The sequence below is a fragment of the Exiguobacterium marinum DSM 16307 genome, assembly GCF_000620845.1.
GTDB lineage: Bacteria > Bacillota > Bacilli > Exiguobacteriales > Exiguobacteriaceae > Exiguobacterium > Exiguobacterium marinum.
In genome coordinates, this window is the sequence record NZ_KK211189.1 from 2,510,929 (window position 1) to 2,528,974 (window position 18,046).

Sequence of the window (18,046 nt, forward strand, 5' to 3'; positions counted from 1 at the left end):
AAAAACCAGCCGTTTCTTGGCTGGTTTTGAAAATCAAACGTCAGATTTTAATAGATGGTTCGGTTTGAGTCTTGGAAAGTAAAATCGTACTGCTGTTCCGTCTCCTGTATTTCGTAGGGAGACCTCCCCTGTGTGAAGTGTCACAATTCGTTGCACGATGAACAAACCTAGCCCGAACTTCCCTTGTTTCCCACGAGAAAATTGATGGAACAAATCCAAGCTCTCATCAACCGGTGGTCCGTCGTTAAAGATGGTGATTTCCACACCGACATCATCTTGATGTAGGTCAATCCGGATGCATGATTCCGCATAGCGGAGTGCATTGTCGAGCACGTTCTCGAACGCAACCCGAATCTGTTCACCATCGCCAAGCATCTCGCCGCCTTCACCATTGATTTCCCAGTCGAGCTGACCTCTTAGCTTAAAGCGCGCGACAAGTAGTTCCATCAACTTATCGAGATTGATTGGTTCGAGTTTTGTCTCCTGCCCTTTGAAATATTCAAGTTTCGTGACGTATAACAAATCGACGACTTTCTTTTCGAGTCGAGATGCTTCCTCATCTATAACCTCGGCAGAGCCTTTCAAGTCCCCCGTCGGATAGATGCCGTCCCCAATTGACTGGGCATAACCACGAATGACCATAATTGGCGTTTTTAAATCATGTGATATGTTTTGAAGCAACGCCTGTTGTGCCAGGTCTTGCTCTTTCAATTCTTTCCGCATGGCATCAATCGAATGGGCCAATTGGCCAAGCTCATCTTGACGATCTAACGGGAGAGCCGTCTCCCACTGTCGATTTGAAATCTTCTCAACGGCCCGTTCCATCTCCACAATCGGTTTCGTCAATTGACGTGACATCCATAATGCCGGAATAAGTGATAACAGGCTGATGATGCCAATCAGAATCGATATTCGCCAATATAACGTCGACACCAGCTCCCGACGATAGGCATCCCAGGCGTAGGAGGCCTGATACACAATCGTTCCATCATATTCATTTTGACGAATGATGTAATAGACGTCTTCCCCATCAATCGTCGTCTGATACCGCTCGACTTGTCCACTTTGATTCAACGCTTCCTGGTACATGCGGTTCGTCAATTCAAGCGGCGCCGACCCATAGATGATTCGTCCGTTCGGGAGAAAGATCAATTGGTTGACCGAACGGGATTCCTGTTGCCGCCGGTCGTACTCGATCGGGTTTTGGGGATAGTTCTCTAACTCGTTCGTATTGCCTAAATAGTAGTCCACGTCTCGTAACGTCTCATATACCTGTTCATCGATAAACTGAGTGATAGATGAGCGGATCGTAATCAAAATCATGAGCGCGAGCGTCACGATAATGAGTAAGATGAGCACCCAAATCTTCCACATGAGTCGCTTCGGCTTGAGCGCGTCCATCATGGTCTAACGAGACGGTAACCGATACCGTAAAGTGTTTCGAGCTCGAGACGATGTAATTTCTTCCGGACACGGCGCACCAAGTCATCGACGACGCGGTCCGACCCGAAATAGTCATTCCCCCAAACCCCTTCTAAAATCTGTTCCCGTGACAAGGCCGAACCGGGATATTCTAAGAATAAAAGAAGTAAGTCAAACTCTTTTGACGTCAAATCAATCTCTTCGTCTCCGTGCTTGATAAGGCGTTTATCCGGATAGATTGTATATTCTCCGTATTCGATATGCTCGTTCGATTTCGAACCGTAGACACGGTCAATCAATTTTTTGACACGAATGACGAGCTCCCTCGGGAGGAACGGTTTGGCGATGTAGTCATCCGAACCCATCTCGAGTCCGATGATTTTGTCGATATCCTCGTCGCGCGCCGAGATGAAAATCGTCGGCGTATTCGCATTGACAGCTTTGATTTGTTTCAACAATTGGAACCCGTCCAAGTCCGGCAACATGATATCAAGCACCCACAAATCCGGTTGGTCCGGAATCGCTTCTTGTGCAGATATCCCGTCCGCAAACGAGCGCACGTTGTATCCTTCCTGTTCTAAATACGTGACGAGCATTTTATTTAAGTTTGCTTCATCGTCGACTAAGTAGATTGTATACATTCAAGTCACCTCAACACGTTTTTTCTCATCATATCAAACAATTGTCGTGAAATGATGGGAAAGAAATGAAGTCAAAGAAAAAAGAAGGCAACGGAATCGCACCTTCTTCACCGTACTGAATTCGTTCGTAATTGTTGCGTCAAAAATGCTGCGCCCCCACTAATCAACGCCAATACTCCACTGATCATGATCATTTCCATGATATCCGCCTCCCGTTGATACCGATTCTCATTATCAACTTAAATATAGCATACATCTTATCCGTTGAATACCACAAAAAAAGTCCCGATTTCACTCGGGACTTACCATGATTATGCTTTTACGTCATATCCTTGTTCTTCGACTGCTTCCACCATCGCTTCAAGTGAAACAGAGTCTTGGTGAATCACATCGACCCGATGCTCTTGGAGCGATACCGTCGCTGATTCGACACCGTTCAATTCATTCAATGCTCCCTCCACTGCCGCTTTGCAGTGATTACATGTCATTCCTTCTACTGTTAAAGTTGTTTCTTTCATGATGATCCTCCTTGAGTTTTTAATCTTAATGCGTTCAAGACGACAGATACCGAACTGAACGCCATCGCTGCACCGGCAATCCATGGGGCAAGTAATCCAGCTGCCGCAACCGGTATGCCAAGACTATTATAGGCGAGGGCCCAAAACAGATTTTGACGAATGTTTTTCATCGTCAAGCGGCTCATATTCATCGCCCGACTCACGCCTTCAATGTCTTGCCCTACAATTGTAACATCCGCCGCCTCGAGAGCGACATCTGTGCCACTTCCGAATGCGATGCCGACGTCTGCCACCGCAAGGGCAGGGGCATCGTTCATGCCATCCCCTACCATAGCCACACGACCGGATTGCTTCAATTGTTCGATCTGATCTGCCTTCTCGACAGGAAGTACTTCGGCGATGACTTGACGATTCGGTATGCCGAGTTCGTCGGCAATCGCATATGCGACTTCTTTCCGGTCTCCGGTCAAAACATACACCTTGCGGGTTTGACTGAGTGCCTGCACAACATCACGACTTTTCGGCTTCAATTGATCTTGTAGTCCGAACGCCGCGACAATTCCGCTCTCATCCGCGACATAGACCGGGGTCATCGCCCGCATCGACCAATCCGGCAATTTGTATCCGAGTTCCTCCATCATTCGGACAGACCCGATGGTGAGTTCTATCCCATCAACGACCGCTTTGACACCTCGTCCGGCTAACTCTTCCACTTTCGTCACGACACCATCGCCTGCTTCACGACCAATCGCAGCTGCCAAAGGATGCGTCGATTGCCGTTCTGCCATCACAGCCCGTTTGAGGACCGCTTCGTCTCCGAATGTTTCGACCACTTCCGGCGTTCCGTTCGTCAATGTCCCAGTCTTATCAAATACAACGATATTCGCTTCATTTAGCGATTCAAGTTGCCCTCCACCTTTAAACAAGACACCTTGTTCCGCCGCTCGTCCCGTCCCGACCATGATGGATGTCGGCGTCGCCAAACCGAGCGCACACGGACACGCAATGACGAGTACAGCAATCGACGCCCGAATCGCCGTATCGATATCGTTCAAGAGAAACGCCCATACTACGAACGTGACGACACTGATTGCTACGACGACTGGCACAAACACACCGGAGATGCGGTCGGCCTGCCGTTGAATCGGTGCCTTGTCGGTTTGCGCCTGCTCGACGACGCGTACAATTTGAGCGAGCATCGTTTCTTTACCGACACGTTCCGCCCGCATGAGAATGCGATGGGACTGATTGATCGTCCCGCCGACGACTTCGGCGTCGACCGTCTTCTCCGCTGGAATCGATTCTCCTGTCAACATCGATTCATCAATAACTGTCTCTCCATCAATGATTCGTCCATCGACCGGAATTTTCTCTCCCGGACGCACGACGAGAACGTCTCCTACTTTGACGAGTTCAACGGCAACAGACCGTTCTTCACCATCGACAAAGAGGATCGCCTCTTTCGCCTGAAGCGATAAGAGTGATTTCAACGCATCGGTCGTCTTCTCTTTCGCCCGTCCTTCTAACCACTTCCCAAGTAAGACAAGCGTGATGAGGACTGCACTTGTTTCAAAATAAAGATGTGGATTCATCGGGTGTACAATCATTTCAAAGATGGAATAAAAGTATGCGGCAGACGTCCCCGTCGCGACGAGCACGTCCATGTTCGCCGATCCGCTCTTCAAACTCTTATACGCACCTTGATAAAACTGTGCGCCAATCCAAAACTGGACAGGTGTCGCAAGGGCGAATTGCCACCAGGGACTCATCAACCAGTCGGCTTGGAACCCGAGACCCGGGATATGAGTCAACATCACCAATAGAAGTGGTGCCGACAACAGCGCAGAGATGATGACCTTACGTTGTAAAGGACGTAAATCATGCGAGGGCGCCATCTCGACTTTCGGTTCAGCACCGTATCCAATCTTCTCGATTCGAGCAATCAGCTCTTCTTCCGTAATCCCTTCATCGACACGAATCGTGGCTGTTTCAAGCGGAAGGTTGACCGTCGCTTCGACTCCGTCCATCTTATTCAACACTTTTTCAATTCGAGCCGAACACGCCGCACAAGTCATACCTTGTATGGATAACTCAACGGTTTTCATGAAATCCCTCCTTATTTTTTGATGCGGCTGACAATCGTCATCAATTCATCAATGTAAGGTTCCATGTTTTCCGTCTCGCTTGCGTGAACCAAACACTTGCGCATGTGACGCTCTAACAGTTGCATCTCGACTTGCTTGAGAGCGGCTTGAATAGCGGATGTCTGTGTCAAAATGTCGACACAGTAACGATCGCTCTCCACCATTTTTTGAATTCCCCGGACTTGTCCTTCAATTCGTTTTAGACGTTTCCCGAGTGCCTCACGTTCAGCGTCATCACGCGGAACGAGTGGTTGGTCATGCAAAAATTCATCCATGTTGATCACCTCACCACCAATATACCCCTACCCCGTAATAGTGTCAAATGAGAAGATAAGAAAAGAGCGAACTAGGTCGCTCTTCTCTACTCAACTATTTTGAAACGCTTCGCTCTTTAAGACGGTACGTAAAATCTTGCCGGTCGTATTTCGCGGAAGTTCTTCAATGATTTCGAGGTAAGTCGGTTGTTTGTATTTCGCCAATTTTGTTTGGGTGTAAGCACGAATATCTTCTTTCGTCACTCCTTCATGTTTCGTGACGACAAACGCCTTCACCGCTTCCCCTTGCTCGGCATCCGGCACACCAATCACTGCCGCTTCAACGATGTCAGGATGTTGATACAACACTTCTTCTACCTCTCGAGGGTATACGTTATAGCCTCCGACGATGACCATATCCTTTTTACGGTCGACGATATAGAAGTAACCATCCTCATCACGTCGCGCTAAGTCTCCCGTATAGAGCCAGCCATCTCGGAGCGTCATCATCGTCTCTTCCGGCAGCTTATAATATCCTTTCATGACGTTTGGTCCTCGTACAACCAATTCTCCGACTTCACCGACGCCGACTTCTTCCCCAAGCTCGTCGACGACTTTGTTTTCCACATGAACGATGGAAGGTCCAATCGATCCAGCTTTTCGTTCACCGTGGAGCGGATTGAAGCATGTGACCGGTGACGCCTCTGACAGACCATACCCTTCTAGAATCTTACACTCGAACATCTGCTCAAATGATTCGAGCAATTGAACCGGTAAACTCGCTCCACCTGAAACGAAAACGCGGACATGTTTTAGAGCAGAGGTGTAAGCTGGTACCTTCATCGCTGTCTGCAGCAAGAAATTATACATTGTTGGTACGCCAGCAAATAATGTCACACGGTGCTTTGGTACTAAGTCGAATACGTCTTGTGGCGAGAACTTCGGTAAGATGACAATCGTCGCACCACGAAGAAGCGGCGCGTTGACGATAACTGTCAAACAGAAGACATGGAACATCGGCAATGCCGCTAACGCTTTATCTTCAGGCGTGATGTCCAAGTACTCTCCAATGGAATGCGCATTCGAGAACAAATTTCGATGAGTCAAAAGAGCCCCTTTCGGCTTTCCGGTCGTTCCACTCGTATAGAGAATGACAGCGACCTCCTCTTCATCCACTTCGACGAATGTTCCTTCCGATGCAGCAAACGATTCCGCAAATGGGATAAATTCAATCTCACCTTCACGTTTCAATGCCGGAACGTCGGCATATGGCACCGAGATGACAATCTTCAATTCAGGCAACTTCGAGAGTGTCGCTTCTGCCTGTGCGACGAGCGGCGACAACCCAACAATCCCTTTTACGTCCCCATCGAGCAAAATGTAAGCCATCTCATCCGGCGTGTATGTAGGGTTGATCGGAATGACGACCCCTCCACGTGACAACACGGCGAAGTACGTAATCAAGAACGCAGGGCTATTGCCGAGGACGAGAGCGACATGATCCCCTTGTCCGATTCCTTTTTGTTCAAGTGTCGACGCCATCGCCTTGACTTGCCCATAAAACTGTCCGTAACTCACCGTGTCTTCCCCAAACACATACGCCGCTTTCTGCGGGTGAGCGTCCACTACTTCCTGTAGTGACTTGACTAAGTTTGCCATGGTAATCCCCCTTTAAATGAATGATGATTCACTTTTGAGCCATAAAAAAGAGCACGTTGTCCGCGCTCTTTTCAATTACTTCTATTGTACATGAAATGTTTCAATAAGAAAACGCTTCCAAAAAGTTCGTCTGCAAATGAAACATACCGGCACGACTTTGGATATGAACGAGCGCTTGTAGTGCCTCATCGTCCATCAGTAAATCATCAATCAACTTATGATACATCTGCTTTTGGGGTTCACTCGTAGCCGTAATCAAAAGAATGGCCTTTGCATGAATCTTTTCTCCGGTGATCGTCTTTACTTCGCACGGGTTCATTAGGTGAAGGAGTGAAATGCCGTCTCGTTTTGAAATGGAGAGAGGCACGTCAATGACAGCTACCGGAATCGCGACATCGCTCACCCCGGAAGGAATAATCGTCTCCTGATCGAGAATCACCCGTGTAAATGAAGAATCGACCATATCTTTTCGTTCTAACTCTAGACCTACCGCCTTGACAGCTCGTTCAAATGTCGCTTGCTCCGTCACCCACATACGACTCGCATCCATCCATTCACTAAGCATCCGATACATGCATACTCCTCCTATTTCGATTAGCCTTTACGAAAACGCTTGCACAAATTATGATACGCCTTCTCCCGTCGAGGCGCAATCCGTTCGACCAACGTTCACGAAACTGCCAAAAAAGGACGAGCTCCGTAGAGATCGCCCTGATCATCTTAACTAATCAAATCAACCAATTCCTCGAGCTCGACATTTCCAAAGTAATGTTTTAAATCGAGCGTCATTAACTGTTCACGGATGGCAGCACGTTCGAAACGAGTCCCAACGAGCGCTTGCTCGACGTCTTGGATGTCACCGACACCGAAGAAGTCACCATAAATCTTCGCTTCTGTGATCGTCCCTTTGTTCACGTTCAAGCGGACGTCGATCGTCCCGATTGGGAAACGGCGTTTTGACTCGACGTCGAACTTCGGAGATTTCCCAAAGTTCCAGTCCCAGTTCGCATAGCGCTCTTTCGAGATATCATGAACGATTTCCCAGTCCTCATCACGTAGAACGTAACGCTCCGGCTGCTCTCCATCATAAATCGAATGGAGTAACGCCTCGACGAAGTGTTGCATCTCCATCTCGCGCTCTAAAAATTCAGTGATGTTCGCGACACGACTGCGAACAGACTTGATTCCTTTTGAGCGCATCTTTTCTTCAGAGACGTTAAGTGAGTTGACGACTTCTTCAATGTTCGAATTGAACATGAGCGTCCCATGACTGAACATGCGTCCACGCGTCGTAAATTGGGCGTTTCCGCTGATTTTACGCTCGCCGACCTGAATATCGTTACGACCCGTCAGCTCTGCCTCGACACCTAGGTTACGTAACGCATCAACGATGGGTTGTGTAAACTTCTTATAGTTATTGAACGAGTTGCCATCGTCTTTTGTGATGAAGCTGAAGTTCAAGTTTCCTTCATCGTGATAGACGGCACCCCCACCAGAGAGACGTCGAACGACATCGATACCGTTCTCTTCGATATACTTCAAGTTGATTTCTTCCGATGTGTTTTGGTTTTTCCCAATGATAATCGAGGGTCCATTGATGTAGAACAGGAAATAATCTTCATGATCTACGTTCAAGTGTTTTAAGATATACTCTTCAACCGCCAAGTTAAGCTTCGGATCGCGGATATCTGGATTAAAAATAAATTTCACAGTCTATTTCCTCCTAGTCAGGTGTTCGCTACTCGTATTATACGAAACAAGACGACGCCTCGCCAAATCTTTTAGCTCCACTCACCTGTCATGACTCGTTTCAAGGCGTTGGCCACCCCGTATTCATTGTGCCGTTCTGTGACGTGATCACTGATGGCAATCAGTTCTTCATGGCTGTTACCCATCGCAATCGCTTTGCCGGCAACTTTAAACATCGGTACATCGTTCAAGTTATCACCGATGACGACGACTTCAGATAGATCGATGCCGTAATGTTCAGCGAGCTTCGATACACCGTTACCTTTATCCGCACCATGTGCCATCACTTCGATGTTGTCATTGCCCGAAGACGTGACATACACACCTCCGACTTGAGCTTCGATTTCTTTCCACAGAGTTGACATTTTCTCAAAATGACTCGAGAACGCAATGAACTTATAGACACGTCCCGCTTCTTTACGAATAAAGTTCTCGATATCATCAACAATCTTCACATCTTCATTGACGTAATAACGGTTTTTGAAGAATTCGTACCTCTCAAGCGAGCGGTCGTCACCATTCGCTTTCAAGTTCTTCATCGACGCCTCAATCAAGTCACCACGGCTCGCAACAAGCCCAGCTTCCGTGTAGATCTCGTAAAAAACGTCCGCATATTTGTCATCTTGATGAAGAACATCAATGACTTGAAGTGCCTCTTCAATCGTTAAATCGATTTCATGAAGGATTTCTCCCGACGTGTCGAGCACACGTCCCCCATTCGACGAGACAATCGGGCAAGAAAGTCCGACCTCATCCAAGATTTGTTTCGCATTCACATAATTGCGCCCCGTCGCAATCGCAAACCGAATCCCCGCTGCTTCTGCCTCACGAACGATTTCAGCCGTTTCCTTCGCGATAGTGGTGTGGTTGTGCAAAATCGTACCGTCCATGTCTGATACAAAAAGTTTATACGTTGCCATCTTCCATCACTCCTTTTTCTCTTTCGCTTCTAACTATAACAAAAAGAGAGGGATTCGGAACAATCCGAACCCTCCCTTCATCAAATCTCAACCTTTTCGCCCAATGCCTTCACTTGTTCTCTTACACTCTTCACACAGTCCGGCATTCCGATTCCGTCATAGGCGATTCCAGCGAGAATGACCCCTGGATACACACGGCCTATCTCGGCACGCAGCGCCTTGACACGGTCAGCGTGAAAGACCGCATACGGGGGCAAACCATCACGGAGTCGACTGACAACCGTCTGAACCGGTTCACGATGAATGCGCATGAGACCTTGAAGGTCGTGTAGTGCCGTCTCGATAATGTCCTCATCAGACGCTTCAACGATTTCATCTGCTCCGGGGCGACCTAAAAAGACGCGGAGGACGTGATATCCTTCTGGTACAGCGTGTGGCCATTTCTGGTCGATGAACGTACACGCTGTAATCGTTACATCCGCTTCCTGACTCGCGACGAATCCGGTTCCGACAAACGGAAGCTCGATGTCTTCTTCTTTGAAGACTAAAGAACAGGTCGCTGTCGCATGTGGCTTCATATCTGCCAAAAAGTCACTATCGACTTTCGGGAGGAATTGACGAATGAGACGGGGCGGCACCGTCAACACGAGATGGTCCGTATCGATATCACCACGCGTTGTAAACAATCGATATCCTTCTTCACGCTCGGACACTTGTTCGACGGAGCAATTAAAAATGACCTCGGTCCGCTCCAATCGTTCAGCGAGTCGATCTGTGAGCGATTTTAGCCCCCGCTGCAATGAGGCGAACTGACCGACTTTCTTCGCACCAACTTCAGCTACCCGCTGTTCAGGACGTAAATGCCGCATCCCTTCGTATAAGTTCCCGTATTTCTGTTCTCCTTCGATGAACTGCGGGAACGTCGACATCGCACTCATTTGATCGATATCTCCAGCATAGATACCAGAGAGTAACGGTTCAATCAATCGGTCGACGATCGGGTCTCCGACACGTTCACGAAGGTAGAGGCCGAGTGAGACGTCCGAGTCTGGCGTCTCTACTTTTGGTGGTGACAGCAACATCCGCTTCAAGTCCTCGTGCTCTTCCTCCGAGAGCAACGTCGTCTCACGAAACGCGTTGACGTCTAGCGGAATCCCCATTACCGTCTGTTTCGGGATTGGATGGAGTCCGTCATGATGAAGGACGTAAGCCTGTCCGACACCGTTTCGAACGAGTTCATCCCCTAAGCCGACGTCTTCAATTAATTCCGTCATCGCAGTCTTTCGAAAGACGTACGAATCCGGACCACGTTCCACCGCAAATTCTCCTGTTTCATACGTATCAATCTTTCCACCGAGGCGATCTGTCGCCTCGAGCAACGTGATGGTCACGTCTTCCGGCAAATAACGCTCCGCATAAAAAGCGGCGGTGAGACCTGTGATCCCACCACCGACAATCGTGAATTTACGCATGATGCACGATCACGCTTTCCATTCGATCCGCGATGGCTTCGATGAAGCTTCGCTCTGCATTTGGCATAGCTGGACGTGCGTAGTGAACACCGAGGCGGTCACAGACAACTTTACACTCGACGTCGTTATCGAATAATACTTCGAGATGGTCTGCAACAAAACCAACCGGCGTATAGACGAACGCCTCATAGCCATATTTTTCATAAAGTTCAGCCGTCAGATCCTGTACGTCAGGTCCAATCCATGGATCCGGCGTGTTCCCTTCTGACTGCCAACCAATCTCATAATGCGGGACGCCCGTTTCAATGGCAATTTTATCAGCCGTTTCTTTCAATTGATCCGGATACGGGTCGCCTCCAGCCAAAATCTTCTCAGGGAGACTATGCGCTGAAACGATGAGACATGTCTTTTCAGCCGGTACAGGCAATGACGCATACGTATCGTTAATCGCACTCGCCCACCATTTGATAAACTTCGGCTCATCATACCACGACTCTACCGAACGAATGTCGATGCCATACTTCGCCGCTTCTTCATGAGCACGTCCGTTGTATGATTTGACGCTATATGACGAGTAATGAGGTGCTAAGACGACCGATACCGCCTCTTTGATGCCATCGTTCGCCATTTGCGCGACCGCGTCTTCTACGAACGGTTCGATATGCTTCAATCCGATATACAGTTTGAACTCGATTTCACCTACATGACGCTCATTCAAGATGTCACGAAGCGTCTCCGCTTGATCGATTGTGATTTTCGCGAGTGGAGATACGCCACCAATCGCCTCGTAGCGTTCCGTCAAATCTTGGAGTGCCTCCGGTGACGGCTTGCGTCCATAACGAATATGCGTGTAATAACGTTCAATATCTTCCGGTTTGTACGGTGTGCCGTACGCCATGACAAGTAGTCCTACTGTTTTCATGATTCGTTGCCTCCCATTTTTTCGCGTGAGTAGTCGTGAATGAATGCCGTCAATTTGACGAGAACAGCCGGATCGACTTCAGGGAACACCCCATGTCCCAGGTTGAAGACGTAACCAGGTTGTTTCATTCCTTCATCTAAAATCTCCTTAACCTTCTCTTCGATGACCGGCCATGGAGCTAACAAGAACGACGGGTCTAAGTTTCCTTGAACGGCTTTCGTAATCCCACGTTCCCGTGCTTCCTTTACCGACAAACGCCAGTCAAGACCGACCACATCTAGTGGAAGGTCATGCCATTCTTCGATTTGATGGCTCGCTCCGACACCGTGCATGATGAGCGGAATATCGAGTGAACGCAATTCCTTGAAAATTCGCTCCGTCGTCGGTTTGATGTAACGCGCATAATCTTTACGACTAAGCGTGCCGACCCACGAATCAAACAATTGAAACGCCTGAATGCCAGCATCCGCTTGCGCCTTCGCATACGTGATGACCATATCACCGAGTTTCTCCATCAACGCATTCCATACATCCGGTTCTGCATACATGAGCGCTTTCGTGCGATGATAGTTACGGGATGGGCCCCCTTCGATCATGTAGCTCGCCAATGTGAACGGTGCACCTGAAAAGCCGATTAGTGGGACTTCTAGACGTTCCCGCAATAAACGGATTGTATCAAAGACGTATGAGATATCATCTGGGTTTAACGGTTTAAGTCGTTCCACATCCTCCATCGTACGATATGGATTATCGATGACCGGTCCGATTCCGCTCTTAATTTCGACATCAACTCCCATCGATGGAAGTGGTGTCATGATGTCTTTATATAGGATGGCCGCGTCGACTCCGAGTTGTTTCACCGGAAGTTCCGTGACATATGCACAAAGTTCAGGATCATGTGTGATCTCGAATAGTGACCTCGTCTTTTTAATCTCTCGATATTCCGGTTGATAGCGTCCAGCTTGGCGCATATACCATACAGGTACATAGTCCGTCGCCTCTCCTTTAAACGCTTTTAAAATTGTATCGTTCATACGTCGCGTCATTCCCCTCTAAATTTCTCCTACACTATTTATTCTCTTGTTTGTGAACTCAAAAACATTATACAGAAATTAATTAGAATTATGCTAATGTGAAGCATTTTCATTGTGTTTTCTTTGTGTCATTTTTTTGTCGGAAATGTTCGGAAGGCTGAATTCAATTGACCTCGAATCATATCATCGCGCTGTTTCGTCGACAATCGACGTTCGCGCTCTTTAATATCCTGAATTCGCCACCCATCCTCCAATTTGGTCGCCACTTCAATCAAACGCTCCACGTCATGGAAAGAATATTTACGTGACCCACCTTTCGTCCGTTCAGGCAAGACGAGACCTTTTTCTTCATAGTAGCGGACTTGACGCTCCGAAAGCCCCGTCAAATCTGTCACGACGCCCATTCCGATGACCTTCTTCGATTTGTAGTCCATTCTCTCCCGCCCTCCCTATTTAAAAAACTATGTCAGATAATCTGACAAAATGCAATCCAACGTCGTTTTTTCATTTTACACTGAAGTCAACTTTTGGAAAGCACCTAAGAAAAAGGAGGGCATGAACATGGAAGACATTCTCTATTATATGGACACGCTGTATGTACTCATCGCTGCATTGCTCGTATTGACGATGCAATTAGGTTTCGGATTACTCGAGACCGGGACGCTCCGAGCCAAGAACGCCGGTCACGTCGCGGTCAAACAAATAATCAGCCTCTCTGTGGCGGCACTCGCTTTTTGGGCGGTCGGGTTCGGCCTCTCGTTCGGAGATGGAACGACTTGGTTCGGGACAGAAGGTTTCTTCTTGAGTGGATCGTTCTCAAGCCTCGATTGGGCGAACGTTTCAATCGACATCAAATTCTTATTCCAGTTATCATTTGTTGCAGTCTCACTCGCCATCGCTTGGGGTGGATTTGCGGAACGGGCTAAGCTGTCTGCCTACGTTCTCTTCGGTATCTTCTTCGTTGCTATCCTCTATCCAATCGTCGCACGCTCAGTATGGGCTGGCGGTATGCTTGGATCAATGGGTATGCAAGACTTCGCGGGTTCAGCGGTCGTTCACCTTCAAGGTGGGATGGCGGCGCTCATGGCTACCATCATCTTAAAACCACGTCGTAAGACGGAATCACTCGCTGGTCATAACCACGTCTTAACCGTTGTTGGCGGTCTCGTCCTTTGGCTTTGCTGGTTCGGATTCAACGCCGGCTCGACGATGTCGGTCGCTGACGGATTCTTCGGATACGTTGCATTGACGACGATGCTCGCCACAGCAGCTGGTGCGCTCGGTGCCCTTGCCATCGTCATGCTCCATCGGAAAACGGCAGATATCCCGTCAATCGTCAACGGGGTTCTCGGTGCACTCGTCGCCATCACGGCGGCATGTGCGTTCGTCGAACCGTGGGCGGCCGTCGTCATTGGTGCACTCGCATCCATCGCGACATACGGAACGAGCATCTTGATGGCGAAATATGTGGATGACCCACTCTGCGCCTTCTCTGTACACGGAGTGGCTGGGATCATCGGAACACTCGCACTTGGCTTCTTCGCTTCTCCCCGACTTGTCGAAATTACGGGTATCGGTTCTGCCGGACTGTTCTATGGTGGCGGATTGACACAACTCGGCGTACAGACACTCGGTGTGTTGATCGCCATGGTCATCGCCGGTGGCGGCAGTTATGCTTTCTTAAAACTACTCGACGTCACAATCGGTCTCCGTGTCACGGAAGAACAAGAAGATGTCGGTCTCGATATCGCAGAACATGGTGTGTCAGCATACGGTGAAGTCGAAGAGTCGACAGAGAAACCAGGACGCCTTCCGAAAATTCTCGGTTCAAGCGTATCGGTCATGTCTCCTAAAAAATAATCTAATCATGCGAGAAGGACACCCGAAAAGGATGTCCTTCTTTTTTTATGTCAAACGGCTCAAGTAATAGCGAATGACCACAATCGATAAGATAAACCCAATCGCCGCGTCCCATGTCGCACCAAAAGCGATGGACACAAGTACGAGAACGATTGCCTGGACGATAAGCAACCGCATCGCCCACCATGAATACCCTTCGATCCGCTCGTCACGAGTAATTGGTAGCCAGGAGACTATTGAAACCGCCTCTAACCGCTTAAATAAAGGAACGAGCTGTAATGCCGTTAGTCCCACAAAGAGTGGCGTGACAAAGCCCACATACCACCCTCCTGACATCCACATGACAATGAGCGCTACTGCTGTCAAACGAAGAATCAAATCGAGCGAATCGTTTGACCGAATAATACGAAGGCCGTACACATAACGTGATGCGTCCACGTGCTGGAGTACTCGCCGTTCTAACAATTTCGTCAACAGTCTACGCTCCCGGACTTCTTCTCTCAAGGTCGGTAAGTCGACGAACCAACTGATCACCCGTTCAAATTGGGCCCGACTCTTCTCTTCAAGAGTCAACCAATGGAGAAGAGGAATCCGCTCATGTCGCTTAACGTGTAATAGAATGAACGGAGCAAAAGCCGGAATCCACGCCCACTGTGTCCAATCGACAAGAAGACAGACACCGCTCACGAGCGCAAACAGCAAGATCGTCCATTCGCGAATCCCCTCTACTCTAGCCAAACGTCCCGCAGCTGACAGCAAAACCATCGTCACGACGAATGATAGCACTTCCATACTCGAATAATTTTCCGTTCGCACGAGAAGTGGTAACAAAATGAGCAAGACGAGCAATGCACGCAGCACGGCGAATGCGACATTAAACAGACGAACGCCAATCATATAGGATCGAATATCACCCAGCTCCGGTAGTAAGAACACTTGATCTGCATCTTGGATGAATGTTCGTGGACGATGACCGAGCGGGATAATCAACAGGATCGCCGCAGCAATCCATGCACCCGGGAACGTCCCATCGATTCGTTCTAAAAAATTGTTATAGACGAACGCCCCGTAAATCAAGGTGAAGTAGAGCGTGAACAGTAGCCCCCCGTTCGCGACATAGCGACTATACTTGACGACCTCTTCCATCCAATTTCCGAGTCTTGAAGTAAATCGATTCATGACGACTGTTCCTCCGAAGCAATCGCCTCGACATATATGTCATCAAGCGTCGCATCCGGTGATAATCGGTACACTTCACGTAATTCCGCGGCCGTGCCGGTTGCGATGACGACACCTTGATGAAGGAAGATGAATCGATCACAATGCCGTTCTGCCGTTTCAAGGATGTGGGTCGACATCAAAATCGCGCAGTCTTCTTTATACTCATCAAATAATTGGAGCAACTGTCGAATCGCCAATGGATCAAGACCAACAAACGGTTCATCAACGATCAAGAGCGGAGTCTTTGTCACGAGAGCACATAAAATCATTGCTTTTTGACGCATCCCTTTCGAAAAGACCGATGGGAACCATGCGAGTTGCTTTTCCATTCGCATCTCTTTCGCCAAACGGTTTGTACGCATAGTCAAATCCTTAGAATCGACATCATACGCTTTTCCCATTAACTCGATATGTTCTTGTAATGTCAATGTCTCATATAAAATCGGCGTCTCCGGTATGTAACTTACTTTTTTACGATACTTTTTTTCTGAAGACTGTAATGTCTCACCATCAATTTCTATTTGTCCGGATAGTGGTGACAAGAGCCCCAAAATGTGTTTGATTGTTGTTGATTTCCCAGCGCCATTTAGCCCTATCAAACCAACGAGCTCTCCTTTTTTCACTTCAAACGAAACGTCATGCAATACTTGTTTACCGAGATATCCGCCGTTCAACCGATCGACGTGCAGCATGAAAACCACACCTTTCATTTTCAACTTTTTTTTGTGCTATATGTTTTAAATGTTGTCACATGGGAATAATCACAACTGTAAGGCATTTTAAAATAAAACATCAATACTTCCATTGTTCCACAAAATCGTTGTAAAGAACAATGGGCAAAAAGAGGAAGGAGAATGGTTTATGGGGTTTATTCTTTATTTAATTATCGGGGGTATCATCGGTTGGTTAGCAGGATTGATTTTAGGTAAGGACGTACCAGGTGGAATCATTGGTAACATCATCGCGGGGATCATCGGTGCATGGTTAGGTGGACTTATCTTTGGTGACTTCGGACCAACAGTTGCGGATATCGCAATTATCCCAGCGCTTATTGGTGCGATTATCTTAATCTTAATCGTATCATTCGTTATGAAATCAATGCGTAAAAAATAAGATTATGTATCGGAGGGGCTTCCATTATGGAATGCCCCTCTTTTTTTATTCAATCAGTAAATACATCGCGTCATTCTTTTCGACAAACTGCTTCTCGGTCTCAAGGCCAAAGAATGTAAAGAACGATTCGAAGAACGATTGACCGTAATCCCACTCTGTACCGAGTTGGTGCTCTAGTTTCTCTTTCGGTTCACCAAGTAAGGCAATCAAATCATCCGGCCGCTTATCGAGATCGACCACAATCGACTGTACGTCCCCGTCATCATATGTGACCGTCAACTGTTCATAATCCCATTTCTCCTCACGCTTTCCAGTTGGTTCGCCAAGTGTTTCTAAGACCTTCTTCTCCGATTGTCCAATCAAGGAATCAATCGTTTCTAACGCATGTCCCGTTTGTGCTTCCACTTCGATTTCAATCAGCTCAGCCCGTTTTAAATCGAACTGTCCCGCAATCGATTCGTTCGATTCCGGCATAAGTGCATAATCAATGGATGCAGACGAAGTCAATTGAATTGTCTCAGTTTCGGATACCGTCTCACCGTTCGCGACGGCGACCGCCTTCACATCATAACTTCCTGGCATCTTTTCAAACGTTAGCAACCCGCCTGCTTCATCGATTCGTCCCACGCGCTGACCGTCAATCCAAATATTCGTCAACTGTAAGTCCGAAGTCACATCGATTCGTTGCGGGAGAAGCTCGATTCGATAGTCAGAAAAGCCGTATCGTCCTTCACCCGTGTCGATTAAACGAAACAAACCTTCCGATTCCGTACTAGACGTTCGATCCGAGCGATCTTTCGCAACCTCTGCGATGGCATCGCCTCGAATTGATTTTTCATCATTTAACCAACGCATAAATCGCAACGCTTCCGCTCGTGTTAGTGGTTCTCCTTGATATTCCATCTTTTCTTCAAAAAAAGCACGGTCTTGTTCTAATAAGGCCTCTTTGAAAGCAACGTGAATTTTATCTTGTTCCGCCGCCGGCTTGTATGCGTATAAATAGAAAACAATAGCTCCAACTATAATGATCAAACTAAATAATAAAAGAAGAACTCTCGGGTTGCTCTCTTTCTTTTTGCTTCTCGTATACGACATTCACTCGTCTCCTTTCATATAC

At 47.9% G+C, this 18,046-nt stretch carries 18 protein-coding genes; 2 read left to right on the forward strand and 16 right to left on the reverse strand.

Features of this window, described 5'->3' with window-relative positions; genetic code table 11:
• Window positions 1-33 precede the first annotated feature (33 nt).
• The 13 genes from P400_RS0113200 to P400_RS0113265 all read right to left on the reverse strand — a co-directional run bounded on the left by P400_RS0113200 (window position 34) and on the right by P400_RS0113265 (window position 13,169).
• Window positions 34-1,374: a sensor histidine kinase gene (locus tag P400_RS0113200; RefSeq protein WP_235181860.1), complete on the reverse strand. Its 1,341-nt coding sequence runs from the start codon at window positions 1,372-1,374 to the stop codon at window positions 34-36.
• A gap of 26 nt (window positions 1,375-1,400) precedes the next feature.
• Window positions 1,401-2,063, reverse strand: coding sequence for a response regulator transcription factor (locus tag P400_RS0113205; protein ID WP_026826657.1), 663 nt, complete (start codon window positions 2,061-2,063; stop codon window positions 1,401-1,403).
• A gap of 311 nt (window positions 2,064-2,374) precedes the next feature.
• A complete protein-coding gene (gene copZ / locus P400_RS0113215) occupies window positions 2,375-2,581 on the reverse strand; it encodes a copper chaperone CopZ (RefSeq protein ID WP_015880952.1) in 207 nt (68 codons plus the stop codon).
• A complete protein-coding gene (locus P400_RS0113220; protein WP_026826658.1) occupies window positions 2,578-4,686 on the reverse strand; it encodes a heavy metal translocating P-type ATPase in 2,109 nt (702 codons plus the stop codon). The genes copZ and P400_RS0113220 overlap by 4 nt, the downstream gene beginning before the upstream one ends.
• Window positions 4,687-4,697: 11 nt before the next feature.
• Window positions 4,698-5,000: a metal-sensitive transcriptional regulator gene (locus P400_RS0113225; protein ID WP_026826659.1), complete on the reverse strand. Its 303-nt coding sequence runs from the start codon at window positions 4,998-5,000 to the stop codon at window positions 4,698-4,700.
• A 90-nt stretch (window positions 5,001-5,090) separates the two neighbouring features.
• Entirely contained in the window at window positions 5,091-6,638 is a 1,548-nt protein-coding gene (locus tag P400_RS0113230; RefSeq protein WP_026826660.1) for a long-chain-fatty-acid--CoA ligase, read from the reverse strand.
• 100 nt (window positions 6,639-6,738) lie between these two features.
• On the reverse strand, window positions 6,739-7,212 hold the full coding sequence (locus P400_RS0113235; protein ID WP_026826661.1) for a PTS sugar transporter subunit IIA: 474 nt from the start codon (window positions 7,210-7,212) through the stop codon (window positions 6,739-6,741).
• A gap of 146 nt (window positions 7,213-7,358) precedes the next feature.
• Complete coding sequence (locus P400_RS0113240) at window positions 7,359-8,348, reverse strand: lipoate--protein ligase (RefSeq protein ID WP_026826662.1); 990 nt, start codon at window positions 8,346-8,348, stop codon at window positions 7,359-7,361.
• 71 nt (window positions 8,349-8,419) lie between these two features.
• Window positions 8,420-9,307, reverse strand: a complete 888-nt coding sequence (locus P400_RS0113245; protein WP_026826663.1) for an HAD family hydrolase — start codon at window positions 9,305-9,307, stop codon at window positions 8,420-8,422.
• Window positions 9,308-9,387: 80 nt separating this feature from the next.
• A complete protein-coding gene (gene hemG / locus P400_RS0113250) occupies window positions 9,388-10,779 on the reverse strand; it encodes a protoporphyrinogen oxidase (protein ID WP_026826664.1) in 1,392 nt (463 codons plus the stop codon).
• The gene (gene hemH / locus P400_RS0113255) at window positions 10,772-11,701 is read right to left on the reverse strand and encodes a ferrochelatase (RefSeq protein WP_026826665.1); all 930 of its coding nucleotides are present in this window, start codon (window positions 11,699-11,701) and stop codon (window positions 10,772-10,774) included. Before hemH ends, hemG begins: the two co-directional genes overlap by 8 nt.
• On the reverse strand, window positions 11,698-12,747 hold the full coding sequence (gene hemE, locus P400_RS0113260) for a uroporphyrinogen decarboxylase (RefSeq protein WP_026826666.1): 1,050 nt from the start codon (window positions 12,745-12,747) through the stop codon (window positions 11,698-11,700). The genes hemH and hemE overlap by 4 nt, the downstream gene beginning before the upstream one ends.
• 116 nt (window positions 12,748-12,863) lie before the next feature.
• Window positions 12,864-13,169, reverse strand: a complete 306-nt coding sequence (locus tag P400_RS0113265) for a MerR family transcriptional regulator (protein WP_026826667.1) — start codon at window positions 13,167-13,169, stop codon at window positions 12,864-12,866.
• A gap of 121 nt (window positions 13,170-13,290) precedes the next feature.
• Between P400_RS0113265 and P400_RS15225 the strand changes: the two genes are divergently transcribed.
• Window positions 13,291-14,595: an ammonium transporter gene (locus tag P400_RS15225; RefSeq protein WP_235181861.1), complete on the forward strand. Its 1,305-nt coding sequence runs from the start codon at window positions 13,291-13,293 to the stop codon at window positions 14,593-14,595.
• A gap of 45 nt (window positions 14,596-14,640) precedes the next feature.
• Here P400_RS15225 and P400_RS0113275 read toward each other — a convergent pair whose 3' ends face one another.
• Window positions 14,641-15,774 carry an ABC transporter permease gene (locus P400_RS0113275; RefSeq protein WP_026826668.1) on the reverse strand — a complete coding sequence of 378 codons (1,134 nt, stop codon included), beginning with the start codon at window positions 15,772-15,774 and terminating at the stop codon, window positions 14,641-14,643.
• On the reverse strand, window positions 15,771-16,508 hold the full coding sequence (locus P400_RS0113280; protein WP_026826669.1) for an ABC transporter ATP-binding protein: 738 nt from the start codon (window positions 16,506-16,508) through the stop codon (window positions 15,771-15,773). Before P400_RS0113280 ends, P400_RS0113275 begins: the two co-directional genes overlap by 4 nt.
• A gap of 169 nt (window positions 16,509-16,677) precedes the next feature.
• Between P400_RS0113280 and P400_RS0113285 the strand changes: the two genes are divergently transcribed.
• Window positions 16,678-16,929 carry a GlsB/YeaQ/YmgE family stress response membrane protein gene (locus P400_RS0113285; RefSeq protein WP_026826670.1) on the forward strand — a complete coding sequence of 84 codons (252 nt, stop codon included), beginning with the start codon at window positions 16,678-16,680 and terminating at the stop codon, window positions 16,927-16,929.
• Window positions 16,930-16,974: 45 nt separating this feature from the next.
• On the opposite strand, the gene P400_RS0113290 is transcribed toward P400_RS0113285, so the two are convergent.
• On the reverse strand, window positions 16,975-18,024 hold the full coding sequence (locus P400_RS0113290) for a hypothetical protein (RefSeq protein WP_026826671.1): 1,050 nt from the start codon (window positions 18,022-18,024) through the stop codon (window positions 16,975-16,977).
• Window positions 18,025-18,046 lie beyond the last annotated feature (22 nt).